Source organism: Acinetobacter higginsii (assembly GCF_000369845.1).
Classification (GTDB): Bacteria; Pseudomonadota; Gammaproteobacteria; order Pseudomonadales; family Moraxellaceae; genus Acinetobacter; species Acinetobacter higginsii.
Genome location: NZ_KB850222.1, coordinates 170,590 through 194,063 on the forward strand (window position 1 = coordinate 170,590; position 23,474 = coordinate 194,063).

Consider the following 23,474-nt stretch of genomic DNA (forward strand, 5'->3'; position numbering starts at 1 on the left):
TAAATGAAAATGACATTTTTCTCTTGTAAAGAAATTTTGATTGCTATGAGATGAGAGTTAAGCAAGTTTGTATCTGTGATTATGCATATGAATTTTAGTTAAGAAACAATCAATGTGTTTACATTAAAATATTGAAATGTATGGAAATTATAGAGAGCTATCAAGGCTAATGATTGATCTCGCATTTATCATACTCAAAGATGATAAATGCGTATAACTTTTTAATTTTTAAAAATCATTTCTACTTATGATCTGTTATCAAAGTAGTAAAATAATCCCTTATTCTTCATTGTTCTCACCCGCCACATAAACAGGCGACATCTGTCTGGCATCAAGAGGCTGCTTACAACAATCACAAGTTAGGCTTGGGCTGGTCACATGCCCACAGCTTTTATGTAGATAACGTAATTCGGGAAACTGCTTATTTTCATTCTGCCAAATATTGCCCCATGTACTCATGGTGACAATAATCGGGTATAGCGCTAAACCCTTTTCAGTCAGCTTATATTCATAACGTTTTGGTGCTTCGTGATACAGCACCTTTTCAAAAATCTTGTGCTCCACCAAGCGGTTAATACGCTCGGTCAGTAAATGACGGGTGATGCCCAACTGCTTTTGAAAATCATCAAAACGACGCGTTTTCATAAAAGCATTACGAATAATCAGCAGAGTCCAACGGTCGCCAAAAATCGACAAAGTCCGTGCAATTGGACAATTCATTTCACCGAGTTCATGCCATTTCATCGCAATACCATCTATATGTCTTTACAGGAAGCAGGCTGTCATTTTAGGACAACTTGAACGATTAAGATATCTGCTTTATTGACAACTTATCATAGCAGCTATATTTTTCAATTAAGTTCTTTTTTGGAACTTAATATTTTGAGATCTATTCTTGAGGTGAGTTATGTCTGCGTCAGCGTTAAAAGAAAAATCAAAGCAAAAGATACCTGCATCATTTCCAGTCCGCCGTATGGATTATGAATTTCAGGATATGCCCAAATACTGGTGTAATGATGAACCAACCTTTACCCATTATTTCACGGGACTTTCCACTCTATTTCCAGAAGGAGAGTCTTACTTTGTCCGTTCAGTCAGGGCTTTGCGTGATCAAGTCAAAAGCAACCCGCAACTGGATCGTGATATTGGTGCATTTATTGGTCAGGAAGCCATGCATTCCAAGGAACACCATGCCTTTCATGTCAGTGCGCAACAATATGGCCTAGACCCTGAGTCACTGGAAAAAGTGACAGGGATTATCCTTAAAGCGATTGAACGAACTTTTCCGAAAAAGTGGAATTTATTGGTGACGGTTGGTTTGGAACATTACACCGCGGTACTGGTGGTGGAGATGATGAAAAACGTCAATGAATTAATGACTGATACTACCATTCGAAATCTCTGGCTGTGGCACAGTGTGGAAGAAACCGAACACAAAGCAGTTGCCTATGATATGTATGAATATCTCTATGGCAAAGGTTTAGATGCTTATATCCCTCGGGTTGCGATTTTTAGCCTGAGTTTGGTCCTTATCACAACCTTCTCAAATGTCTACCAAGTGGTATTGATGTCGAGAGATAAGCAATTACTGAATTTAAAATCGTGGGCTAAATTTGCAGGCTTTACTGTGCAGGCCTATCGAAAATTGGTGCCACAATTTTTTTCTTATTATCGTCGTGACTTCCATCCCAATGATACCGATGAGTCTGACATTGTGGCAAAAACCAAAATCAAAATTGGTTTGTCTCCTGAGCAGTCGACTTTTGTGCATTAATAAATTGTAGAGAAAATCATCTACATGAATGCATCGCCAAAGGGATAAATATCTGTAAGATAAGTGGAGTGAGCGCCAAGCTGCTCGCTTATCACCGAGATGAATTCAATAAAAAATGGATAGATAACAATGAGTACAGTGGTCTTACATCAATGGGAAATTTCACCATTCTGCAAAAAAGTCGCACGGATGTTGCAGTTTAAAGGCATTCCATTTGAAACAGTGAATTATAACGGCGTATTGGGGGCCAAAGTCCCAATGCTGAGTAAAGTCGGCAAAGTCCCTGTGTTGGACATCAACGGACAACGCATTCAGGACAGTACTCGCATTGCCCGTTATCTGGATGAAGCGTATCCAGATTTGCCACTTTTATATCCTGTAGATCCACTACAAAAGGCCTATGTCGAATTGTGGGAAGACTGGTCCGATGAGTTGTTATATTTCTATGAAGTGTATTTTCGGGTCAGTGATGCTGATGCCTTGAATCGTGCCGTGGCAATCAGTGCAGAGGGTCGTCCCAAGCATGAGGTTGTACTGATGAAACCTTTGCTCAAGGCTGCGTTGAATATGCAGGTGAAGATGCAAGGCACAGGGCGTATGGCAAAGGCTGATATCGAAGCAGAATTTACACGTCACTTAGAGCGTATTGAATTGGTGTTAGGTCAAACGGGTTGGCTGGTCGGCGAAGCCAAAACCATTGCCGATATTGCAGTCGGTTCTCAACTGTTAGAGGTAATACGCACCAGTAAAATCTGGGGGCCAAAAATTAACAGCTATCCGCATATTCAGCATTGGATACAACAATTATGAATCGGTCGAATCAAGAACCAACTCAGTCAACAGGTATTGTCGTCGTGATTGGCGTTGGGGCAGAGCAAGGCATTGGTGCAGCGGTGTGTCGCCGTTTTGCCCATGAGCAATTTAAAGTTTATGTGGTGGGGCGGACGCTCAATAAAGTTGAAAAGGTGGCTGCAACAATTAATGCTCAAGGTGGGCAGGCTATTGCCTATGCACTGGATGCTGAAAATCAGCAACAGGTACAGACCTTGTTTGAGCATTTAAATGATCAGCCAGAAGCATTGGCAGCAGTGATCCATAATGTCGGTGGCAATATTCCTTCGATTTTTTTACAGAGTAGTTTAAAGTTTTTTAGCCAGATGTGGCGTTCGACTTTTCTATCTGCGGTGTTGGTGGCGCAGCGTAGTTTGCCAATTTTTCAAAAACAACAGCAGGGCACCTTGATTTTTACCGGTGCCAGTGCCTCATTGCGAGGTAAACCCTTTTTTGCTGCATTTACCATGGGTAAGTCTGCGCTCAGAAGCTACGCCTTAAATTTGGCAGCGCTATATCGCCCGCAAAATATCCATGTGGCGCATGTGGTGGTGGATGGCATGGTCGATGGTGATCGTGTCAATAAAGCCTTATGGGGCTTGGGTCGGCTGGCGCGGTTAACTCGTGGCACAGGTGGTTTAAATATTGAGGCAATTGCCGAAAATTACTGGATGCTCTATCAGCAAAATGCTGACTTATGGACGCATGAACTGGATTTACGTCCTTATCAGGAGAAATTCTAAGATGAGTAAGTTGTTGCCACAATGGTTTAAATCCAAACAAAAAACCAAGGACTGTATGGTGATCGTGGGCAATCATGTCCAGCAACTGAGTCAACTTTTTGTTGGGCAAGCTGATAGCGGTGCTATGTCTGTTTATCAACTGCAGCATGATCCGATACAAACACAGCCACAGCTTGAGGCTCAAGCGGAAGGACTGATTGCTGTCCGACTCAATCTACTTGATGCTGCTGCGCTAAAAAGTGTTATACAGCAGATTCAGAAAGCAGGGCATTTTGTCGATTTATGCATTTTTCAGCCTGACTTTGTGTTGGCTGAAAATAGCCAGCCATTGTCCGCTGAACAGCTTGAGAACTATTGGAAAAATACGGGCTTAACTGCAGTGAGTATTGCCCAGGCCATAATTCGGCAGATGCTGCCTAAACAGCAAGGCACCTTGATTTTTCTAGGGACTCAGCAACCAGTCGAATCGGAGCAGGATTTATTGAGTCAAAGCATGTCTGCCAGTATTCGAGCCTTAGCACAGTCCTTGGCGCGAGAGTTCCACCCCAAGGGCATTCATGTGGTGTATTGTGTGGTACCGCATGGGCAAAATCAAAATCATGAGTTGATGCAATCGCTGCAACAGACCTGTTGGCATTTGTACCAACAACCTAGGTCGACCTGGAGTCAGGAACTGCGCTTAGGATTATAAAATCATGCGCATTCAATCATTGAGCTGAAATGCCTCATGGAGCAAGCGGATGATGTTTGAAATTTCCGTTTCATTAATGGCTGCATAACCAAAACGGATATGAAAATGGTCATTTGATTGCTGACTTTGCTCCGCAAAATGGGCTTCGGCATCAATATGCAATTGATTCAGTAGCTCGACATATTCAGCTCGATAGGGAAATTTAAATCTGACCCACAGTGCCATACCACCTAAAGGTGAGTTCATTTCAACTTGATCTTTAAATACCGCTTGGAATTGATTCAAGGCAAAGTCACGCCGTTGTTGATAGATCTTGCGCATCTTGCGGATATGCCGTTTGATTTCTCCCTGTTGCATCAGTTCCGCCATTGCCAGTTCAGTGATGATATTGCCTTGTTTATCGATCAATAAAATATCCTGATTCATGGCATGGATGATGTCTTGATTGGCGACCACATAGCCAATTCTTAGGCTTGGGGCAAACACTTTGGATAGCGAACCAATATGAATCACCTTTTCTGCATGCGGTAAGCTGATCAGTGGTGGAATCGGGCGACTGTCATAGTGGAACTCATGGTCATAGTCATCTTCAATAATATAAAAATCAAATGCTTTCGATAGTTCCAATAGCTTTAGGCGTCGATCCATCGCCATGGTCACGGTAGTGGGATATTGATGATGCGGGGTGGTATAGATTGCAGCCACAGCATACTTTTCTAATATTTCTTCAAGATGTTGGATATCAAGACCCTGTTGATCTAGTCGAACCCGAACGATGTGATAGTGATGCGATAAAAAGGTTTCGACAGCAGGCGGATAAGACCAGTGTTCCACCACAATCACTTTGCGTGATGAGCTTTGTTTAGCCAAGACACGAGCAGCTAAAAAAATCCCCATTTGGCTGCCACGAACCACACAAATATTCTCAATGCTGGTTTTAATAAAACGTTCCATCGAAAGCATTTGCAGCAATGCCTGACGTAACTCAATACTACCTTGTGGATCGCCATAGCCCATGATCTGAGAACGGGTCACTTGAATCAGGGCATGTCGATAAGCACGGGAAAATAACTCATAAGGAATCAGGCGAGTATCTGGAATGCCATCATTTTTAATGGGTACTGGACTGATTGTATTGGATGAAGGATTGGGTTCTGCCACCGCATTGATTTTTTTATGTTTTAACTCGGGCAGGTTCTCCGCCACAAAAGTGCCTTGGCGGGGTTTTGAGATCAGCCAACCTTGTGCTTCTAAATCTTCATAAACCGATTGTACGGTTTTACGATTAATTTTTAATTCATCGGCAAGCGAGCGCGAGCCAGACAGGCGCGAACCTGAACTGAGCCGCCCAGACAAAATCTCTTCAATAATCTGATTGGCCAACTTTAGAAAGATGGTTTTTTCCTCTCGGTCTTCAAGATGAAGACGAATCTTCCATGGCTGCTGCATGCTGATCTGGATCATATAAGTTTTAAAAACTGGATATTTTAATTCATCCACCGACTTCGTATTCTGCATCTGTCCCATCCACAAATCAACCGTAGCGAGGTGGTCTCATGCAAACCGCATTACTCAGCAAACAGCAATTGATGCAAACGGCGCAGCAGAATATGAATTTGATCCAAGAGGTCAGTTACACGGATCGACAGAAGTTAGCTTTGACCTGTCGTATTTTATTTGATCATGGTCATGATGCAGGCTTGGCAGGACAAATTACTTGCCGTGCTGAGCAAGAAAATACCTTTATCACGCAACGTTTTGGTTTGGGTTTTGACGAAATTACTGCCGCCAATTTATTGGTCGTGGATCAAGACCTTAAACCTTTAGATCAGCAAGGCATGGCCAACCCAGCCAATCGTTTTCATACCTGGATTTATCAGCAACATCCTGAAGTGAATTGCATTATCCATACTCATCCAACCCATATTGCAGCCTTGTCGATGCTACGTGTACCACTCGCCATCTCGCAAATGGATACCTGTGCCTTGTATGAGGATTGTTCCTTTGTCGGTGAATGGCCAGGAGTGCCTGTTGGTAATGAAGAAGGCATTTTTATTTCCGAAGCCTTGGGAAAAAATCGAGCTGTATTGTTGTCTCATCATGGTCAATTGGTGGCAGGCAAGAGTATTGAAGAAGCCTGTAATTTAGCGCTGTTGATTGAGCGTGCCGCACGTTTGCAACTGTTAGCCATGTCGGCAGGACAAATCCAACCGATTCCGCATGAACTGGCAAAAGAAGCGCATGACTGGCTGTCTACCGATAAGCGTAACAAAGTCAATTTTGCCTATTACGCACGTAAGGCGTTGAAAAACCATCAAGATTGTATCGAGGAGTAAAGCACATGAAAATTGAAGGCATTATTGCTTATCCCGTCACTCCATTTAAAGCAGACGGCCAACAGCTTGACCTTGATGCTTTGAGCATCAGTCTAAATGTATTGCTTGAATCACAATGTGATGCGATTGCACCTTTAGGCAGTGCAGGGGAAAGTGCCTATTTAACTTGGCAAGAATGGCAGCAGGTGGCGCAAACCACAATTGAAGTGGTGAATCAGCGTGTTCCTGTGATTGTTGGGATTTCTGAACTGACCACTGCCATGGCGATTCAAAAAGCCAAGAAAGCGGAGCAGTTGGGTGCAGATGTGATTATGGTGATTCCAGTGTCTTACTGGAAACTCACCGATCAAGAAATTTATGATTATTATCAGCAGATTGCGGCATCGGTAAAATTACCGATCATGGTCTATAACAATCCTGCCACTAGCGGTATTGATATGTCACCTGAATTGATCGTGAAAATGTTTAATGAGATCGACAATATTTGCATGGTCAAAGACAGCACTGGTGATATTCAGCGCATGCATAAGTTTCATGCATTGAGCCACGGAAAATTGCCATTTTATAATGGTTCTAATCCATTGGCGCTAGAAGCCTTCTGTGCAGGAGCCACAGGTTGGTGTACTGCTGCACCGAATTTGTTGGGTGATCTGCCAAAGCAATTGTATCAAGCGATTCAACAAGGTGATCTGCCAAAAGCGCAGGCGATATTTTATCAGCAATTACCTGTGCTGAGCTTTATTGTCAAAGGTGGCTTACCGAAAACAGTAAAATCGGGACTCAACTTATTGGGCTTCTCGGTTGGTTCGCCAAGACCGCCTTTGCAAAGTGCGACAGGGGCTGAAATTGAGAAATTAAAAAGCTTGATACAAGCGGCTGTAAAATAAATAAGTTAAGTTGGGTCGACATTGAGCGACCTGACTTAAATATATTCTGAGCAGCTTAAGTTTGAGCTTTGCGAAATTGACTGGGTGTAAGCCCACTCCATTTCTTAAAGGCACGGGCAAAGTTGGCCGGTTGTAGATAGCCTAAGTACAGTGCAATATCCTGTACTTCCATGTGTGGATTGAGCAACAGCTGTTTTGCCTCTTGATATCTGACTTCATCTAATAAACCCAGATAGGAATAACCTGCTTGATCTAATTTTCGTCTTAGGGTTCTGTTTGAGGTATGTAAGCGCTCGGCAACCGTATCTAAACTCGGGTAACCTTTTTGTGGGGTGAGCTGCAACTCGGTTTTGACCCTGAGTCCAATATCTTGAATGGTTTCAGAAAAACGGATTTGTTCGGCTTCACATTGGGCCAAGGCTTGTTGGAAAGCAGTTGGATCGGCCATTTTGGTGGGGAGGTTAAGGATGGCAGTAGGATAACGAATTTGATTGCGAGTTTGATTAAAGTGAACGTTTGGAAGTTGGGGCTGAAATTTTTGATGGTAGGGAGGTTCAGCCCAGTCGACATGCAGTTCAACATTCGAAAAATCATGCTCAGCTAAGGCCTGTGCTGTGTGAACCACGCCAATCATCAGGCATTCATAAAAGAAACGTCTCAGTATTTCTGCCTGAGCAAGCTGCTGACTGACCACGGGATGGGTTTGTTGAATTTCAATAATTGAAACGAGATTTTCTTGGTAACAATCAATGCGATAATCTTTTAGCCGCATATTAAAAAATTGACTGGCCAAGGCAATGGCATGTTTGAGCGAGGGGCTGCTCATTAGGGCATAGCCCATTGGACCATGCGCGGTCAGTCGAAGTTTGAGCCCATATTCATATCCCAGACCACAGTCTTGCGCCAAACCTAAACTGACCCATGCCAATTTAGACCATTGCATCGGGCTAATGCGGGCTTCGACCTGATGTAGAAGTGCTGACGGTATTTTGCTTTGGTACAGAATCTCGGAAGCAGAAAAGCCTTTTTCAACCATGATTTCTAATAATAAATGTGCATAAGAAATTGGGATACTGGCTTTGGATAAGCCATAGGGATCTTTCATTTTTAGTTTTAATTGGCCGAAAATGATTAGCAGTATGGCTGAATTACCGCTCACGCTCAAGTTTTAGCTCTTTGATACTAGGGTTATTCTGTTGATCTGAGTATTGGTAATGAGTTTACCTCTTCCTATTAAAGATTCCCTCGTTGTGATTACTGGCGCATCGTCTGGTATTGGCGAAGAACTGGCAAAACAATTCGCTGCACGTGGCTATTCGCTTGTTCTGGTGGCACGACGAGTCGATAAACTTGAGGCTTTAGCGCTGCATTTAGGTCAAAAATATCAAGTTGAAGTGCTGCTACGTCCGTGTGATCTCGCGGATCGTGAGTCAAGAACTCAACTCCGTCAAGAACTCGAGCAGCTGGATGTCGCGATTTTATGTAATAACGCAGGCTTTGCCACTTTTGGCCGATTGCAGGACTTAGATGCTGATCGTGAACGTGAACAGACCGAGCTAAATGTGGTGGCGGTGCAGGATCTAACATTGGCGGTATTGCCCAACATGATTCAGAAACGACGAGGTGCCATCCTGATTGTCGGTTCTACTTCGGGCCATCAACCGACGCCCGCCAATGCCACTTATGCAGCAAGCAAAGCCTTTGCCAATTCTTTTGCCGAATCACTGCACAGTGAACTGAGTGGTACAGGGGTGAGCTGCACCTTATTGGCACCTGGTCCCACCATCACCAGTTTTAATGCGGTGGCAGGGATCAGCAAGATTGATGGACTTGGGGGCAGTCTGGTTTGGGTAACCGCCGAACGGGTTGCCAAAGAAGCCATTCAAGGTATGGCCTGCAATCGTCGAATTGTGATTCCGGGGTTGATTGCACAGGCACAAACGCTGGGGGGACGTTATACCCCACGCATTATTTTATTGCCGATTTTAAAGTACGTGTTTTCGAGATTAAAAGCATGAGACAGTTGATTCAAGATTTACGCACACCCATAGGTCTCGCCAATTTGGGCAATAAACTCTATCACAATGCCCAATATTTAACTGCGGTGGTCGAAGTCGATGAGAAGCGAATGGCACGTTGGCTGCCTGCTGGAATGAAGCTGGCGAAACCAGCCAGAGCGGATTTGTTTTGTGCCTATTTCCCTGAAAATGTGTATACCGGCGCTTATCACGAAGCGGGACTATTTGTGCATATTCAGGTCGGCAATAAAACAGGCATCTTTTGTCCGTGGATGATACTGGATGATGATCGCGCCATGATTATCGGACGGGAGTTGCTAGGTTATCCCAAAAAAATCGGGGAAATCAGTTGGAACAATGATGGTTCACGCATCATCAGTCAAGCATCACGTCGTGGTACGGTGCTGATTGAAATGGACGCCAAACTTGGAGAGGTGATACAGGATGCACCACCTATTTTAGGTTTGCCACATCGTAATATCACAGGTGGTTTAGGCTTAGGTTTACCTCGAGAAGTTCGATTCACTCCGAAAGAGCATGTTGTTGAAGTGCGACGTGTGGAGATGGAATTACGTTTTACTGGAACAGTGAATGATCCTTTGCATGAGATGGGCTTAGGCAAAGTGGTGGATGCGCGCTTACATCGGGTGGATTTATCGGGTGGCTTGATTCCACCGATTCAAATTCCTCGATTACGGACTCCGTTGTTTTTATTGCGTCAATTTAATCCACGGGTTTTATAGAGGATAAACCCCAGATTGACTTATAGATTTACTTAGAAAAATGAATAAAACAGATGACGTCGGTATCTATCGATCAGAGTTTGAGGAACAGTAAAAATGACACAATTAAATGTTAACAATTCACCCTTACAACAGCCATTAGCTTTGGCATGTGGCATCACTATCCCGAACCGAATTGCAAAGTCTGCCATGAGTGAACAATTGGCTGATCGACATGGCTCGCCCACCACGGATTTACAGCAACTCTATGCGGCATGGGCCAGAGGTGGTACAGGTTTATTAATCACTGGCAATGTCATGGTTGACCATCGTGCCTTTGTTGAGCCGAGAAATGTGGTGTTGGAAGATGAACAATTCTTGCAAGCACATAAACTTTGGGCCCAAGCAGCACAGGCCAATGGCAGCAAGATTATTATGCAAATTAATCATCCAGGTCGGGTTGCGGTATTACCTTTATTTAAAAAGCCGATTGCACCTTCAGCAGTAGGCTTAGATTTACCCGCAATGAATCTGATTCGTGTCCCGCGTGCTATGTCCGAAACTGAAATCTTAGAACAAATCCAGCGTTTTGCCAGCACAGCGGCATTGGCAGTACAGGCTGGCTTTGACGGGGTACAAGTCCATGCGGCACATGGCTATTTGTTATCCCAGTTTTTATCGCCTTTGGCCAATACCCGTACCGATCAATGGGGTGGAAACCCAGAAAATCGTCGCCGTATCTTGATTGAAACAGTTCGAGCTGTGCGTCAGGCAATTGGCAAAAATAAAATCCTCAGTGTCAAACTGAATTCTGCCGATTTCCAGAAAGGCGGGCTGAGTCAGGAAGAGTCACTGCACATTGCTTTGGCATTAGAAGAGGAAGGGATAGATTTATTGGAAGTGTCTGGGGGCAATTACGAATCTCCAGCGCAACTGGGCTATGCCCCTGATCGTCAGGTTCAGCGAGATGCTTATTTTCTGGATTATGCCAGCGCATTGCGCCAACAAAGTCAATTGCCACTGATGTTGACTGGTGGACTACGCGATGTAGACGTAATGAATCGTTTAGTCAGTGATGGCACGGTGGATCTGGTCGGTTTGGCTCGTCCTTTTGCGTTACAACCTGATCTAGCCAAACAACTCTTGGCAGGAAAATCAGTCACAGAAGCTGCAAAAATTCCTGCAGTTGGCTATAAGCCTATCGATGCTTATCTGCAATTGGCTTGGCATGCAGCTCAGTTCCGCCGTATTAGTAGTGGTCAACAACCGAAGGCGATTAAGGGTCTCGTCCGTACTTTACTGGCATTTGGACCGCGTATGGGCTTTAACATTTTGACGCAGGATTAGTGCTCAAGGTTTTATTGATACAAGGAGTTCTTTTATGCGCGGATTCATCAAACAAACCCATCACATTGTTCCTCGACGTCCCGTATTTGATTTTACAGAAACACCGAGCCATTGGATTTATGATGATCCTTTGGCATCGCAGATTCTTAATGTCATCAATCCAATTACCCCTGCACCTGAACGCTGGTTCTGTCAGACCTTCAGAGATGCACTGCCACTAATCCAGGATGAACAGTTAAAAGCAGCAGTCATCGCTTTTATTAAACAGGAAGGGGCGCACAGTCATGGACATACCTTAGGCACGCGACATATTGAGGCCTTGGGGATTGATCTGAATCAATATAGCAAGCTGATGAACTGGATATTTCATGACATGCTGGGGCAGAAGCCATTTGGTTATGAGCTGCGTCACCCTGCTTTGAAATTGATATGGTTACAGACCCGCCTTGCCATGGTTGCCGCTGCGGAACATCTCACGGGGGTATTAGGGCATTGGGTACTCAATGCACAAGGTTTACAACAAGCACCTGTCGATGAGGAAATGCTACGTTTATTGCAATGGCATGGTGCCGAAGAAGTAGAGCATCGTGAAGTCGCCGATGCCATGTTTCGGCATCTCAGTAATAATATGCTGCTGCGAACAGCGACGGCTGCTGTTACCTTTCCTTTATTTATGATATTGGCCTATGTGGCTGTGGAAACCTTGGTTGCCAAAGATCCACAATTACCGCAGCGTTTTCGTTTTAAAGATTATTTGCGTGCTGCCCGACAAGATCGCGTGCCGCGTGTGGGTGATGTCTTGACTGCTTGCTTACGCTATTTTAATCCCAAACACAGCCCATTACATGAAGGGTCAACAGAGCAGGCCTTGGCCTATTTAAATCAAATGCCAGCATTTAAGCCACATAAATCACAAGCCTAAGTTGAGTTTTATGCGATGCCTGCCATCATCATTTGAATTGCAGCATCGCTATATTTTTTTAACAGATTGGCATCTTCAGGTGCAGATAAGAACTTAAATGCGCCTGCGATAATCATGCCGACAATGGCATGTCCGGTCATCTCAGTATCCAGATCAGCTTTTAAATAACCACACTTCACCCCATTTTTTAAATAGTCTGCGGTGAGGAGGCCACCGAGATGCAGCAGGTTATGCACTTGGGCGGTCATTTCTTTATCAATCGAGGTCGCTTCAAGCAAAATCAAACGTACCGCACGTGGATTATCCTTGGCAAATTCCTGAAATTTACTGGAAATCCGTTCGCATTGGATGCGATAAGCCTCCAGTGTGGATACCGCATCTGGCGCATTTTCATCGGCCAATAAGGCGGTGATTTTGAACATGGTATCGACAATGACTTTATCCAGAATGTCTCTTTTATTCTCAAAATGACGATAGAAAGTGCCGTGACCAATACCGAGTCTTTTGGCAATGTCAGAGATCGCAGTTTGATGATAACCGCGTTCAGAAAATTCCAAAAAAGCAGCTTCAATAATTTCTGCTTGTAATTGAATACGTTGGCGTTCAGCACGCGAGAGAGTTGTTTGATCATTCATGACAAAAATTTTATCAGAACTTTATCGGAAATACGATAAAACAAAATTAACTAAAATTGACACTTCATTCCGTAAATGACATTATATTCCGAATTGGTGATTTTTTGACTAGCAAAAGGAACTGAACATGGGAAAAAAATACAGTTTTTTAAACAAAGTGGTGTTGATCACAGGCGGAGGGCGAGGGATTGGTTTAGCCACCGCCGTTGCCTTTAGAAAACTCGGTGCCAAAGTAGCGATTGGCGATATTGATCTGGAGTTGGCACAACAAGCCGCCACTAAAGTGCAAGGCTTTGGCGGCTATTTGGATGTACGTTCACAGAACTCATTTCATGACCTCATTGCGCAGATTGAAAAGCAATTGGGTCCCATCGATATCTTGGTCAACAACGCTGGCATTATGCCAATGGGGGCGATGGTCGAGGAAAGCCAAGCCATTACCGATGCGCAAATTGATATCAATTTACGTGGAGTGATTCATGGTATGAAAGCGGTATTGCCCAAAATGCTGGAGCGACAAACAGGGCATATCGTCAATGTGGCTTCGCTAGCAGGTAAATATCCGATTCCGGGTGCCAGTATTTATTGCGCGACCAAATTTGCTGTGGTGGGTTTAACCGCATCGATGCAACAAGAGCTTAGAGACACGCCGATTGGCTTATCGGCAGTATTACCATCCAAAGTCTTGACTGAGTTGTCATCTGGAACGGGGGACAGTTTGCCGATTCCGACGGTAGAACCCCAAGATGTGGCGAATGCGATTATTCAAGCCATCGCACATAATCTTGCTGAAATTGCGGTGCCGAATTATTTAACCCATACCCCGAAAGCCTATGGATTGGTGCCGCATTGGTTGAATACTGGATTCCGAAAACTGATCGGAGATGATCGTATTTTAAAAGGCTTGGATCAGAATGATCGCAAAGCATATAGCCAACGTTTAAGCCAATTGGCACAGACAAAATAAGGATTAAAACTCATGGCGAAGATCGAAAAATTTCACGTGGTGATTATCGGGGCTGGCTTTGCAGGGATTGGTGCAGCCATTAAGTTACAGCAAGCAGGTTTTACAGATTTTGTGGTCTTGGAAAAAGCCGATGAAATTGGCGGTGTCTGGCGTGCCAACACTTATCCAGGTTGTGCTTGTGATGTGCCGTCGGCGTTATATTCCTATTCATTTGCACCGAATCCACAATGGAGTCGGGTGTTTGCACAGCAACAAGAAATTAAGAGCTATATACAACATGTTGCACAGCAATTCGATGTGCAAAAGTATGTACGCTTTGGCTATGAAATGCTGGAAAGTGCTTGGGATGATCAGGCTAAACATTGGGTGGTGAAAACCAATCATGGCCTTATCCATGCCCGTTTTGCGATTATGGCGGGTGGGCCAATGCATCAACCTGTATTGCCTAGGATTAAAGGTTTAGAGACATTTAAAGGGGCTCAGTTCCACTCGGCAGAATGGAATCATGATGTTGACTTAAATGGTAAAAAGGTTGCCGTTGTTGGTGCAGGTGCATCTGCAATTCAATTTGTACCTGAGATTCAAGCCCAAGTGGAGAAACTCACTTTACTGCAGCGTACCCCACAATGGGTATTGCCAAAAATGGATCAAAGCCTACCAAAACTTGCTCAGGCACTGTTTAAAGTGCTTCCAGTCACTCAGCGTTTGACCCGTTATGGCGTTTATGGCGTATTTGAATCGTTAAATTCCAGTATGCACCATCCAAAACTGGTCAGCCAGATTGAACGCTTAGCCAAATTGAATATTCGCTTAGGGGTGAAAGATCCTGCGCTACGAGAAAAACTATTGCCTGACTTTACCATCGGTTGCAAACGGGTATTACAGTCCAATCAATGGTATCCAGCATTGGCAAAGTCGAATGTAGAGGTATTGCGTTGTGGGGTGGAAGAAGTGCATGGCAATACTTTGATCGCCAGTGATGGATCGCAACATGAGGTCGATGCGATTATTTTTGGTACAGGCTTTGAAGTCAGTAATCCGCCAATTGCCAAACAGATTCGTAATAAACATGGTAAAAGCATGGACGAAGTATGGCAAGGCAGTGCCCAAGGCTACCTTGGTACGGTGGTCGAAAGCTGCCCAAATGCCTTTGTCATGTTTGGTCCTAATATTGCGGTCAGCTCATCGGCACTCATCATCATTGAAGCACAATTGGCATATATCTTGGATATGCTGAAAAAAGTACAGGCGCAGCAGATTGAAACTGTTGAAATTCGTGCTGAGGTATTGCAGCAATACAATGATGAAATCCAAGCGGCATTAACGAATACGGTGTGGAATACCGGTGGATGCAGCAGCTACTTTATCGATCGGAATGGTCGTAACAGTACTTTATGGCCATGGACCACCTTTGAGATGCGTGCTCGCTTGGCACAATGCGATCTGAATGATTATGTACTTGGTTTTACTGAGTCTAAAATGGATCAAAAAGCCAGTTAAATGATGACTCGGTGATGCCATCAACAGGAGCATATGATGCAGCAAAAGCTGATTGAAACAGGCGTGAAACTGGGCTTGCGGCTGAGTTTTAAGCTGGCCAGTGGTCTGGCTTTACCTTTTCCGATCTTGCGTGGTGCAATGGAGCTTGGATCACGTATTTTTAAACCCAGAGCCGATGTTGCTATACAGCAGATTAAATTAAGAGATGCACGGGATCAACGTATTGTTCCCGTCGAAGTGGCAAGGCCTGCGGGTGAGGTGCAAGGGATATTATTGCATTGTCATGGCGGTGCTTTTTTTGCAGGTTCATCACGAACCCATCGAGCACTTGCTACCGAATTGGCTGCACGGGCCAAGGTCAAAGTATATATGCTGGATTATCGACGTGCGCCTGAACATCCTTATCCTGCGGCATTGGAGGATGTGAGGTCGGTCTATCAACATTTACTGAGTGATGGCTGGACGCCTGAGCAAATTATTTTGGGTGGAGATTCTGGTGGATGTGCTTTGGCCTTAGCATTCGCGGTGGAATTAAGAGAGGCAGGGCAGATTTTACCTGCTGGGATGATCATGATTTCGCCCTATGTGGATATTACTTTGAGTTCAGCTTCGGTATTTAAAAATGCCAAACGAGATCCGATGATTCGTGCTTATGCTTTAAAACGGGGTGGGGATGGATATCGCGGGCAATTACGATCTAATGATCCACGTATTTCACCTATTTTTGCTGATTTAAATGGTCTTCCACCGTTATTGATTCAAGCAGGCAGTGAAGAGATTTTAGTGGATGATGCGATCAATCTGGCTGAGCGTGCCCAACAAGCGGGTGTGCAGGTTGATCTGCATGTCTATGAAAATATGTGGCATAACTTTCAGATGTTTAATCGCTTTGTGCAAAAATCTGAACAGGCCTTAGATGAGATTGGTGATTTTATTCAAGCGACATTGGCAAAGACATAAGCTTCACGTTTTAGACTTTGTAAACGGTTCATTTTAATTTTTAACATTTATATAAATCGCTGATTGATCATTGAAATAGACAATGATCCACTTATAAGAAATAAAACATCGGCTTAATCTGTTTATAGGCTGCTTTTTTGCGTTCTAGTTATTAGCCTAGCTTATCTTTGTTTGGTTGGATGAGGTTTTAAGAACAGCCGTAGCCATTCTTAAAACCCCTGTGATGATTACTGTGTTAAACCTCCGCCCAATACTTTATAGAGTTCAATCTGATTGTTGAGCCGTGCCTGCTCCAGCAATAACAAACTTTGCTCAGCAGCATAATGAGAGCGTTGTGCATCCAAGACACTTAAATAACTATCAATCCCTGCACGAAAGCGGGTATTAGACAGTTTGTAGTTCCGATTGGTCGCATCGACTAAGCGCTGTTGTGCGCTAATCCGTTCATCCATATAGGCACGTGTGGCAAGGCTATCATTGACTTCTCTAAAAGCAGATTGAATGGATTTTTCATAATCCGACAGCGCGATTTGCTGCTCGATTTTTGAAATTTTGAGATTGGCTTGACGGGTGCCCCAGTCAAAGATTGGTAGATCCAGACTGGGACCAATCGACCAGACCGCATGGCCAGATTTAAACAGATCACTGAGTTGAGTCGATGCATAACCCGCTGAGCCTGTTAATCGAATACTGGGAAATAAGGCTGCTTTGGCAACTGCAATATTGGCACCAGCCTCGTGCAGTTGATATTCAGCCAGTTTAAGATCGGGGCGATTATTGAGTAAATCACTGCTTAGACCTGTGCTTAAAACCTCTCGAGTGGTTATGTTTTTCACAAGTTGTTGCGGCAAGAGATCTACAGGAAGCTGTTGTCCCACCAACAGATTGAGTAAATTCTGCGCCTGCATCACCTGCGTTTGATAGTTGGCCGCATCATGACGTGCCGTTTCGACCGAGATCTGTGCCTGACGCAGGGGAATTTCGCTGTCAGTACCTGCATCGAAACGTTTTTGATTGAGCTGATAGGCATTCAATTGTGTCGCAAGGGTTTGTTGGGCAAGTTTTAACTGTGCATGGGCAAAGGCATAATCCAACCAAGCTTGGCTGACTTGACTGACCAAACTGATTTGCATGGCATCACGCGCACTTTGGGTCGCCAAATAACGATCTAGTGCTGCATCTTTTAGATTACGAACCCGTCCCCAAAAATCCAGCTCATAAGCCGTCAAGCCGAGACCGACTTGCAAGCTTGAACGAGGGTTATTGGGATCAAGGGTGGGAGAGGCTTGGCGAAGCAGCTCTGCACGACCAGCAATCATCGGAAACTGATCATTTTTCCTGATCTGATAATATTGCTGTGCGCGCTGAATATTCAGACTTGCGCTGCGTAAATCACGATTATGACTGAGGGCTAGTTCAATCACTTGCACCAAACGCGGATCAGCAAGAAACTGCTGGTAGCCTTGGGATGCAATGGAATTGCCTTGAATCGGATGGTCATAACTGTTTGGAATATCGGCACTGACGATCGGTGGTTGCGGTTTAAAGTTTTGACAGCCACTCAGTGACATGCCCAAAGCTGCCATGATGAGTCCAGTGCTTATCATCGACTTAGATGAATGATGCTGGGAGCTTTTGGCGAAGACTAGATCGTTATTCATGCTTGAGACTCCATCGCATCAATTTTCTGTAGTTCCTGTACACGAGCCGAACTTTGGTTATGTTGGCGTGCCAGCAGACTATAAATAGTTGGCAATACAAACAGGGTAAAGAAGGTACCAATCAACATGCCACACACAATCACCAGCCCAAGACCAAAACGGCTATGTGCACCTGCACCTGTGGCAAACAGTAGTGGAATAAGACCAAACACCATTGCCGCCGTGGTCATCAGAATCGGACGTAAGCGAATTTGCGCTGCTTTAAGAATGGCGGCCTGTTTATTCAGTCCTTCATGCAGCTGCAACTCATTGGCAAATTCAACCATGAGGATGCCATGCTTACTAATCAAACCGATCAGAGTCACCAGACCAATTTGGGTATAGATATTGACGGTGGCGTAACCGAGTGCCAAAGGAATCAAGGCGCCGCAAATTGACAGGGGCACAGTAATTAAGATAATGAACGGGTCGACCAGACTTTCATATTGCGCGGCCAAGACCAGATAAATCACCACCAATGCCGCCAAAAATGCAAACAACAGGGTATTGCCTTCCTGCATATATTGACGCGCATCGGCTTGCCAATCATGGCTGAAACCTGTCGGTAACTCAGCTGTGACTTGTTCAAGGAACGCTAAAGCTTGGCCAAGCGAAACACCGGGGGCAGGTATGGCTTGGAAGGTGGCGGCATTTTGCTGGTTAAACTGCGTCAGTTTATTCGGCTCGACCTGTTCATTCAGCCGGACCACAGTAGACAATGGAATTAATGTCCCTTGATCGGTGCGTACAAATTGCTGGGTCAACGCTTGTGGGGTCAGACGCTGGCTTTTGATACTTTGAGGAATGACATCATAAGCACGGCCCAGCATACTAAAACGATTGATATAGTTTTCACCTACGAGGGTCGCCAGTGCTTCGCCGATGTCCTGCATACGGATACCCAAGCTATTGGCTTTGGCACGATCGACTTCAATTTTCAGCATTGGATTATTGAAATCCAGATCACTGTCTACCACCACAAATAAGCCACTCTCACGAGCTTTTTGTTTGATATTTTCCATGGTTTGATAAATGGTGGCATAGTCTTGGGCACTACGCAGCACCATTTGTACAGGTAAGCCACCTGTTGAACCGGGCAAAGCTGGATTTTGGAATACAAAAATACTGGTACCTTCTACAGCACCGACCTTGGCTTGCAGTTCCTGCTGAAGTTCATCGGCAGAGCGCGTACGTTCAGCCCATGTGGATAAGGTGGTGCCACCAAAACTGGCCGCTGGGCCGTCCGTACCATTAATAATCCAAGTGGTGCTGGTTTCAGGTAGGGTCCAGAACACTTTATCCAGCTCATAGTTAAAGTGTTCGGCATAGTTTAGGTTGGCATGTTGTGGTGCCTTAATCGCAGTTAGCACACTGGCTTGATCTTCCAGTGGGGCCAATTCCTTTTGTGGGAGTTGATAGAGAAAAGGCAGGCTGGCAAAAACAGCAATGGCAAAGACCACAGTGATCCAGCGATGCTGTAATGAAAATTGCAGTAAGCGGTGATAGATATGGGTTAAGCGTTCAAAGAACCATTCAGCAGCTTTGGCCATGCGGCCTTCGTCCTGCTTGGATTGCAGCAGATAGGAACTCATCACTGGGGAGAGGGTGAGGGCAATGATGCCTGAGACCAAAACTGCACCTGCCAAGGTCAGTGCAAACTCCTTAAATAATGAACCCGTTAATCCGCCCATCAAACCAATCGGCGCATAAACGGCAGCAAGGGTAATGGTCATGGCGATTACGGGGCCTGCCACTTCACGTGCACCCACTAGCGCAGCAGCGATAGGTGATAAGCCTTCTTCAATATGGCGGTGTACGTTTTCCACCACCACAATGGCATCATCCACCACCAGTCCAATGGCCAGTACCATCGCCAATAAGGTCAGTAAGTTGATACTAAAGCCAAAAATCAGCATCAAGCCTAAAGCGCCCAGCATTGACAGTGGAATTGTCACCACAGGAATCAAGACACTACGGAGTGAACCTAAGCATAGATAGATCACGGCAATGACAATGATCAGGGCTTCGATAAAGGTATGCAGCACTTCATCAATCGAAGCATCAATAAAACGTGCGGTTTCATAGGCTAGATTGGCTTTGACACTCGGCGGTAAGGTTTTCTGTATCTCAGGCAATTTACCCTTAATACCTTGAACAATCACCAGTGGATTACCTGTTGGAGTCGCCTGTAAACCAATAAAAATTGCGGGTTGCCCGTCCATCGAGGCACTGGTTTCGGTAGATGCTGCACCGAGTTCAACCGTGGCGACATCCTGCAAACGAATCAGGTTCTGCCCATCATTACGGATCACCAGATTTTTAAAGTCCTGAATACTGGTTAGCTCGGTTGACACGTTGACATTGGAAACCACCAATTCACCTTTGATCTGACCAGGGGCGGCTTGGTAGTTGTTTTGACGAATCGCACTGGCGACATCGGCAGCGGTCACACCCCGACTGGCCAAACGGTCTGCATCTAGCCAGATCCGCATCGCAAGGCGTTGGCTACCATAGGTTTGAACTTTTGCCACGCCTTCAATGGTAGATAGCATCGGTTCAACCACCCGTGATAGGTAGTCGGTTAGCTCAGGCATAGACAGTTGTTCACTGGAAAAGCCGATATAAGCCACGTCGGTCGACTCGCCTGAGGAGCGTTCAATCACAGGGTCAAATGCCTGTTCAGGCAATTTGTAGCGAACTTGGTTGACCTTGGCCATGACTTCAGTCAGGGCTTGAGTGGAGTCTCGGTTGAGTTGCATACGCAGGGTGATGACACTGCGGCCTTGTACTGAGGAAGAGCTGAGATAATCAATGCCTTCAACCGAAGAGACCGCTTGGGCAATTGGTTGTGTGACAAAACCTTGCATCAGTTCAGCGGATGCACCTGGATATTCAGTGCTGATGCTGATGGTTGAACTTTCTAATAAGGGATATTGGCGAATCGGCAGTTTATTCAGTGAGAATAAACCCGCCAATAAAATCAGGGTGCTGACCACCAGAGCCAGTACAGGGCGTTTTACAAAAAGATCGGTAAATTTCATTCGAGTTTCTCCCTAAACCTTTGTCTTAGTTTTGGAAGATGGAGCTTGCTCTAGGCTATTCACCGTTGGTTCGATTTGCATGCCATCACTGAGTCGGACTTGTCCTGAAACCACCACTTGGTCACCTGCTTTAACACCAGATTGCACTTCGACCCAACCTTGATGACGTTCGCCGAGTTCGACCGCAACCCGTTGTACCGTTTGTTTTTGTGGCTCATGTTTCACCAGAAAAACAGTGTTGCCATAGGCGGTATAGGTGATCGCTGTTTCAGGGATGACCAAACTGGGTAGATTGGCTTCCTGTATTTCTATTTTTGCGTACATGCCTGGTTTTAACTGCTGATGTTGATTATTGAGCAATGCCTGTCCGGTCATGGTTCTGGATTTACTCACCATCGGATCAATTGCATTCACCACTGCAGAGAAACTTTGTTCGGGAAAGGCATCTATTTTTAATTGAACAGCTTGGCCGGTTTTTAAGCGTGCCGCCAGTTGTTCATCCAGTGTGAAATTGGCAAGCAGTTGCTGTGTATCCACTAAATTGGCAATACTAGTGCCTGCTTCAAGGTATTGTCCTTGATGCACTTGGCGAATCCCGATCACGCCAGAGAAGGGCGCACGAATGGACTTTTGTTCAATTAGCGCTTGCAATTGCTGGATTTCAGCACGGGTCATATCTCGGTCGGCTAGCGCCGTATCTAGTTCCGCACGTGAAATCGCATTGCTATCAATGAGCTGTTTGGTGCGGTGATAGGTCATTTCTGCCTGTTTCAGCTTGGCTTGTAGCCGACCTAAATTGCCTTGCTCGACATTGGTTTTGAGTTGAACCAGTAATTGTCCCTTTTTGACGGATTGTCCTGATTGAAAATAAATCTGTTCAATCACGCCAGTCGTTTCAGCAGAGACTTGGACTTGTCGTATCGCTTCCAACTCGCCAATACTGGACAGAATACGCGGCGTGACTTGTTGCTTGACTGTTGTCAACGCGACTTTGACGGGTGGATAACTGTAGCTGGAAGCATTCTCTGCGGAGCGGGATTTAAAATAAACATAAGCAGCTACAGCAATCACAATTAAAATACTGATAATCAGCAAAATACGCAGTTTGGTTTTCATGCGATCACTCCAACATCTTGCAGCTGTTGACGAAAATGGCTGGCAATAGCCGTACCGATTAAGCCACCAATCACCGAAATGTGTTCAAGTGTAAAATAAAGGGAGATTTGTGCTTGTCCTCCAGACATATTCCAGAAGGTATGTACCAGTACAATCGTAATTACTAAAAAAACAGAGAGCAGTGCAGCACCCAACCAAAGGTAGCGATCAAACAAAATACTGTATGCACCCGCAAGTAAAATCAGTGCCGAGGCATAATTAAACAGCCATGCAGGTTCTAAACCTGCAGCTTGCATTTCCTGAAAGCCTGCATCGACATCCAGCACTTTGCTGAGACCTGAGCTAAAAAATAACAGTGCCAGACAACACCTGCTAATGATCCATAACCATTGACTTTCCAAACTTGATTTAATGAAGTACGGCATAGGCGTATTTCCTGAGAAGATTCAGACTGACTGCTGAAAAACATTAAAAATGAATTGCTTAATTGCATTTGATAATGCAGTGACAAGCAGTCTAAAACCTCAAGTTATATTGAGGTCAATGGGGTGAACTCGAAAATTAAAGTGTGGAAACAGGCATTTTTAGCAGGAGTGTCAGCACAATTTGTGTCGATACTTCTGTATTTTTTATGAGGCTGGATTTAAGCAAATGGCTTGTTTTGACTCATGCTACAAGGCTTTAAATTGACAAATCGTGTTGCCATACACTATAAAACCTAAAGTAATCTTGAGATATTGAACCATGACACTCGAACGAAAAATTGATATCAATCGGATGCTGACGGTTGGGGAAGTCGCCAAGCGAAGTGGTGTCGCGGTTTCAACCTTGCATTTTTATGAGTCTAAAGGATTGATTAAAAGTATTCGAACCAATGGCAATCAACGTCGTTATCCTTTGGCTGTACTGCGCTATATCGGAATTATTAAGGTTGCGCAAAAAGTTGGGATTTCGTTGGAGGAGATTAAAAAAGCGTTGAGTGTTTACCCAATAGGCAGCAAGTTAACGGCTGAGCAGTGGGCAGAATTATCAACCTGTTGGCGTAAAGATTTGGATGAGCGAATCCAGAAGCTGACTCGTTTACGAGATGAAATGGATTGGTGCATTGGCTGTGGATGTCTATCTTTGGAACAATGTCGCTTACGTAATCCAGAAGATATTCTGGCAGAGCAGGGCTCAGGTCCGCGTATTCTAGAGCGCGAGGATGATTCAATAATCGAATTTTAAGTAATTGAAAAATAATAATTATAAATAGAATTTAAGCTTGGCTCCATTTAAGGCTTT

Annotated in this window: 22 protein-coding genes; 14 read left to right on the forward strand and 8 right to left on the reverse strand. The window is 44.7% G+C overall.

Annotated features, from left to right (window positions below):
• Nucleotides 1–279 precede the first annotated feature (279 nt).
• Nucleotides 280–744: a winged helix-turn-helix transcriptional regulator gene (locus tag F885_RS04590; protein WP_005321593.1), complete on the reverse strand. Its 465-nt coding sequence runs from the start codon at nt 742–744 to the stop codon at nt 280–282.
• A 163-nt stretch (nt 745–907) separates the two neighbouring features.
• Between F885_RS04590 and F885_RS04585 the strand changes: the two genes are divergently transcribed.
• The 4 genes from F885_RS04585 (at nt 908) to F885_RS04570 (ending at nt 4,039) form a co-directional block, all read left to right on the forward strand.
• Nucleotides 908–1,774, forward strand: coding sequence for a metal-dependent hydrolase (locus F885_RS04585; RefSeq protein WP_005190682.1), 867 nt, complete (start codon nt 908–910; stop codon nt 1,772–1,774).
• Between the two features lie 129 nt (nt 1,775–1,903).
• The gene (locus tag F885_RS04580; protein ID WP_005321594.1) at nt 1,904–2,584 is read left to right on the forward strand and encodes a glutathione S-transferase family protein; all 681 of its coding nucleotides are present in this window, start codon (nt 1,904–1,906) and stop codon (nt 2,582–2,584) included.
• Nucleotides 2,581–3,348, forward strand: a complete 768-nt coding sequence (locus F885_RS04575) for an SDR family NAD(P)-dependent oxidoreductase (protein WP_005321595.1) — start codon at nt 2,581–2,583, stop codon at nt 3,346–3,348. The genes F885_RS04580 and F885_RS04575 overlap by 4 nt, the downstream gene beginning before the upstream one ends.
• Nucleotide 3,349: 1 nt before the next feature.
• Nucleotides 3,350–4,039, forward strand: coding sequence for a Rossmann-fold NAD(P)-binding domain-containing protein (locus F885_RS04570; protein ID WP_005321596.1), 690 nt, complete (start codon nt 3,350–3,352; stop codon nt 4,037–4,039).
• 12 nt (nt 4,040–4,051) lie between these two features.
• Here the strand turns inward: F885_RS04570 and pdxR are convergent, their stop codons facing one another.
• A complete protein-coding gene (gene pdxR / locus F885_RS04565; RefSeq protein WP_005321597.1) occupies nt 4,052–5,557 on the reverse strand; it encodes a MocR-like pyridoxine biosynthesis transcription factor PdxR in 1,506 nt (501 codons plus the stop codon).
• Between the two features lie 38 nt (nt 5,558–5,595).
• Between pdxR and F885_RS04560 the strand changes: the two genes are divergently transcribed.
• Together F885_RS04560 and F885_RS04555 are read left to right on the forward strand one after the other, a co-directional pair.
• Nucleotides 5,596–6,375, forward strand: a complete 780-nt coding sequence (locus F885_RS04560) for an aldolase (RefSeq protein WP_005273522.1) — start codon at nt 5,596–5,598, stop codon at nt 6,373–6,375.
• 5 nt (nt 6,376–6,380) lie between these two features.
• On the forward strand, nt 6,381–7,262 hold the full coding sequence (locus F885_RS04555; protein ID WP_005321598.1) for a dihydrodipicolinate synthase family protein: 882 nt from the start codon (nt 6,381–6,383) through the stop codon (nt 7,260–7,262).
• 55 nt (nt 7,263–7,317) lie between these two features.
• On the opposite strand, the gene F885_RS04550 is transcribed toward F885_RS04555, so the two are convergent.
• Nucleotides 7,318–8,367 carry a helix-turn-helix transcriptional regulator gene (locus F885_RS04550; protein ID WP_032859745.1) on the reverse strand — a complete coding sequence of 350 codons (1,050 nt, stop codon included), beginning with the start codon at nt 8,365–8,367 and terminating at the stop codon, nt 7,318–7,320.
• A gap of 109 nt (nt 8,368–8,476) precedes the next feature.
• Between F885_RS04550 and F885_RS04545 the strand changes: the two genes are divergently transcribed.
• The 4 genes from F885_RS04545 (at nt 8,477) to F885_RS04530 (ending at nt 12,271) form a co-directional block, all read left to right on the forward strand.
• A complete protein-coding gene (locus F885_RS04545) occupies nt 8,477–9,280 on the forward strand; it encodes an SDR family NAD(P)-dependent oxidoreductase (RefSeq protein WP_005321601.1) in 804 nt (267 codons plus the stop codon).
• Nucleotides 9,277–10,023 carry an acetoacetate decarboxylase family protein gene (locus F885_RS04540; protein ID WP_005321604.1) on the forward strand — a complete coding sequence of 249 codons (747 nt, stop codon included), beginning with the start codon at nt 9,277–9,279 and terminating at the stop codon, nt 10,021–10,023. The genes F885_RS04545 and F885_RS04540 overlap by 4 nt, the downstream gene beginning before the upstream one ends.
• A gap of 96 nt (nt 10,024–10,119) precedes the next feature.
• Nucleotides 10,120–11,349 carry an NADH:flavin oxidoreductase/NADH oxidase family protein gene (locus F885_RS04535; protein ID WP_005321606.1) on the forward strand — a complete coding sequence of 410 codons (1,230 nt, stop codon included), beginning with the start codon at nt 10,120–10,122 and terminating at the stop codon, nt 11,347–11,349.
• 34 nt (nt 11,350–11,383) lie between these two features.
• On the forward strand, nt 11,384–12,271 hold the full coding sequence (locus F885_RS04530) for a metal-dependent hydrolase (RefSeq protein ID WP_005321609.1): 888 nt from the start codon (nt 11,384–11,386) through the stop codon (nt 12,269–12,271).
• An 8-nt stretch (nt 12,272–12,279) separates the two neighbouring features.
• Here F885_RS04530 and F885_RS04525 read toward each other — a convergent pair whose 3' ends face one another.
• Nucleotides 12,280–12,906, reverse strand: a complete 627-nt coding sequence (locus tag F885_RS04525) for a TetR/AcrR family transcriptional regulator (protein WP_004805327.1) — start codon at nt 12,904–12,906, stop codon at nt 12,280–12,282.
• Between the two features lie 127 nt (nt 12,907–13,033).
• Between F885_RS04525 and F885_RS04520 the strand changes: the two genes are divergently transcribed.
• From F885_RS04520 to F885_RS04510, 3 genes are read left to right on the forward strand one after another with little or no spacing between them, the layout of a single operon-like run.
• Nucleotides 13,034–13,873: an SDR family oxidoreductase gene (locus tag F885_RS04520; RefSeq protein ID WP_004805328.1), complete on the forward strand. Its 840-nt coding sequence runs from the start codon at nt 13,034–13,036 to the stop codon at nt 13,871–13,873.
• Nucleotides 13,874–13,885: 12 nt separating this feature from the next.
• Entirely contained in the window at nt 13,886–15,373 is a 1,488-nt protein-coding gene (locus tag F885_RS04515) for a flavin-containing monooxygenase (RefSeq protein ID WP_005321611.1), read from the forward strand.
• A 36-nt stretch (nt 15,374–15,409) separates the two neighbouring features.
• A complete protein-coding gene (locus F885_RS04510) occupies nt 15,410–16,333 on the forward strand; it encodes an alpha/beta hydrolase (protein ID WP_005321613.1) in 924 nt (307 codons plus the stop codon).
• A 227-nt stretch (nt 16,334–16,560) separates the two neighbouring features.
• Here F885_RS04510 and adeC read toward each other — a convergent pair whose 3' ends face one another.
• From adeC to F885_RS04490, 4 genes are read right to left on the reverse strand one after another with little or no spacing between them, the layout of a single operon-like run.
• On the reverse strand, nt 16,561–17,994 hold the full coding sequence (gene adeC, locus F885_RS04505; RefSeq protein WP_005321619.1) for an AdeC/AdeK/OprM family multidrug efflux complex outer membrane factor: 1,434 nt from the start codon (nt 17,992–17,994) through the stop codon (nt 16,561–16,563).
• Complete coding sequence (locus F885_RS04500; RefSeq protein WP_005321635.1) at nt 17,991–21,074, reverse strand: MexW/MexI family multidrug efflux RND transporter permease subunit; 3,084 nt, start codon at nt 21,072–21,074, stop codon at nt 17,991–17,993. Before F885_RS04500 ends, adeC begins: the two co-directional genes overlap by 4 nt.
• A gap of 12 nt (nt 21,075–21,086) precedes the next feature.
• Entirely contained in the window at nt 21,087–22,190 is a 1,104-nt protein-coding gene (locus F885_RS04495) for an efflux RND transporter periplasmic adaptor subunit (protein ID WP_005321637.1), read from the reverse strand.
• Nucleotides 22,187–22,615 carry a DoxX family protein gene (locus tag F885_RS04490; protein ID WP_005321639.1) on the reverse strand — a complete coding sequence of 143 codons (429 nt, stop codon included), beginning with the start codon at nt 22,613–22,615 and terminating at the stop codon, nt 22,187–22,189. The genes F885_RS04495 and F885_RS04490 overlap by 4 nt, the downstream gene beginning before the upstream one ends.
• Before the next feature lie 319 nt (nt 22,616–22,934).
• Here F885_RS04490 and soxR point away from each other — a divergent pair, with 319 nt between their 5' ends.
• Nucleotides 22,935–23,417 carry a redox-sensitive transcriptional activator SoxR gene (gene soxR, locus F885_RS04485; protein ID WP_005205283.1) on the forward strand — a complete coding sequence of 161 codons (483 nt, stop codon included), beginning with the start codon at nt 22,935–22,937 and terminating at the stop codon, nt 23,415–23,417.
• The last annotated feature ends 57 nt before the right edge of the window (nt 23,418–23,474 follow it).

What these genes read in the sequence shown, in the direction of transcription:
- F885_RS04575 (WP_005321595.1), top strand. Translation starts at nt 2,581, where the DNA reads ATGAATCGGTCGAATCAAGAACCAACTCAGTCAACAGGTATTGTCGTC.
- F885_RS04570 (WP_005321596.1), top strand. Translation starts at nt 3,350, where the DNA reads ATGAGTAAGTTGTTGCCACAATGGTTTAAATCCAAACAAAAAACCAAG.
- F885_RS04585 (WP_005190682.1), top strand. Translation starts at nt 908, where the DNA reads ATGTCTGCGTCAGCGTTAAAAGAAAAATCAAAGCAAAAGATACCTGCA.
- F885_RS04525 (WP_004805327.1), bottom strand. Translation starts at nt 12,906, where the DNA reads ATGAATGATCAAACAACTCTCTCGCGTGCTGAACGCCAACGTATTCAA.
- F885_RS04500 (WP_005321635.1), bottom strand. Translation starts at nt 21,074, where the DNA reads ATGAAATTTACCGATCTTTTTGTAAAACGCCCTGTACTGGCTCTGGTG.
- F885_RS04535 (WP_005321606.1), top strand. Translation starts at nt 10,120, where the DNA reads ATGACACAATTAAATGTTAACAATTCACCCTTACAACAGCCATTAGCT.
- soxR (WP_005205283.1), top strand. Translation starts at nt 22,935, where the DNA reads ATGACACTCGAACGAAAAATTGATATCAATCGGATGCTGACGGTTGGG.
- F885_RS04580 (WP_005321594.1), top strand. Translation starts at nt 1,904, where the DNA reads ATGAGTACAGTGGTCTTACATCAATGGGAAATTTCACCATTCTGCAAA.
- F885_RS04530 (WP_005321609.1), top strand. Translation starts at nt 11,384, where the DNA reads ATGCGCGGATTCATCAAACAAACCCATCACATTGTTCCTCGACGTCCC.
- F885_RS04490 (WP_005321639.1), bottom strand. Translation starts at nt 22,615, where the DNA reads ATGCCGTACTTCATTAAATCAAGTTTGGAAAGTCAATGGTTATGGATC.
- F885_RS04545 (WP_005321601.1), top strand. Translation starts at nt 8,477, where the DNA reads ATGAGTTTACCTCTTCCTATTAAAGATTCCCTCGTTGTGATTACTGGC.
- adeC (WP_005321619.1), bottom strand. Translation starts at nt 17,994, where the DNA reads ATGAATAACGATCTAGTCTTCGCCAAAAGCTCCCAGCATCATTCATCT.
- F885_RS04495 (WP_005321637.1), bottom strand. Translation starts at nt 22,190, where the DNA reads ATGAAAACCAAACTGCGTATTTTGCTGATTATCAGTATTTTAATTGTG.
- F885_RS04550 (WP_032859745.1), bottom strand. Translation starts at nt 8,367, where the DNA reads ATGAAAGATCCCTATGGCTTATCCAAAGCCAGTATCCCAATTTCTTAT.
- F885_RS04555 (WP_005321598.1), top strand. Translation starts at nt 6,381, where the DNA reads ATGAAAATTGAAGGCATTATTGCTTATCCCGTCACTCCATTTAAAGCA.
- pdxR (WP_005321597.1), bottom strand. Translation starts at nt 5,557, where the DNA reads ATGCAGAATACGAAGTCGGTGGATGAATTAAAATATCCAGTTTTTAAA.
- F885_RS04540 (WP_005321604.1), top strand. Translation starts at nt 9,277, where the DNA reads ATGAGACAGTTGATTCAAGATTTACGCACACCCATAGGTCTCGCCAAT.
- F885_RS04590 (WP_005321593.1), bottom strand. Translation starts at nt 744, where the DNA reads ATGAAATGGCATGAACTCGGTGAAATGAATTGTCCAATTGCACGGACT.
- F885_RS04515 (WP_005321611.1), top strand. Translation starts at nt 13,886, where the DNA reads ATGGCGAAGATCGAAAAATTTCACGTGGTGATTATCGGGGCTGGCTTT.
- F885_RS04560 (WP_005273522.1), top strand. Translation starts at nt 5,596, where the DNA reads ATGCAAACCGCATTACTCAGCAAACAGCAATTGATGCAAACGGCGCAG.
- F885_RS04520 (WP_004805328.1), top strand. Translation starts at nt 13,034, where the DNA reads ATGGGAAAAAAATACAGTTTTTTAAACAAAGTGGTGTTGATCACAGGC.
- F885_RS04510 (WP_005321613.1), top strand. Translation starts at nt 15,410, where the DNA reads ATGCAGCAAAAGCTGATTGAAACAGGCGTGAAACTGGGCTTGCGGCTG.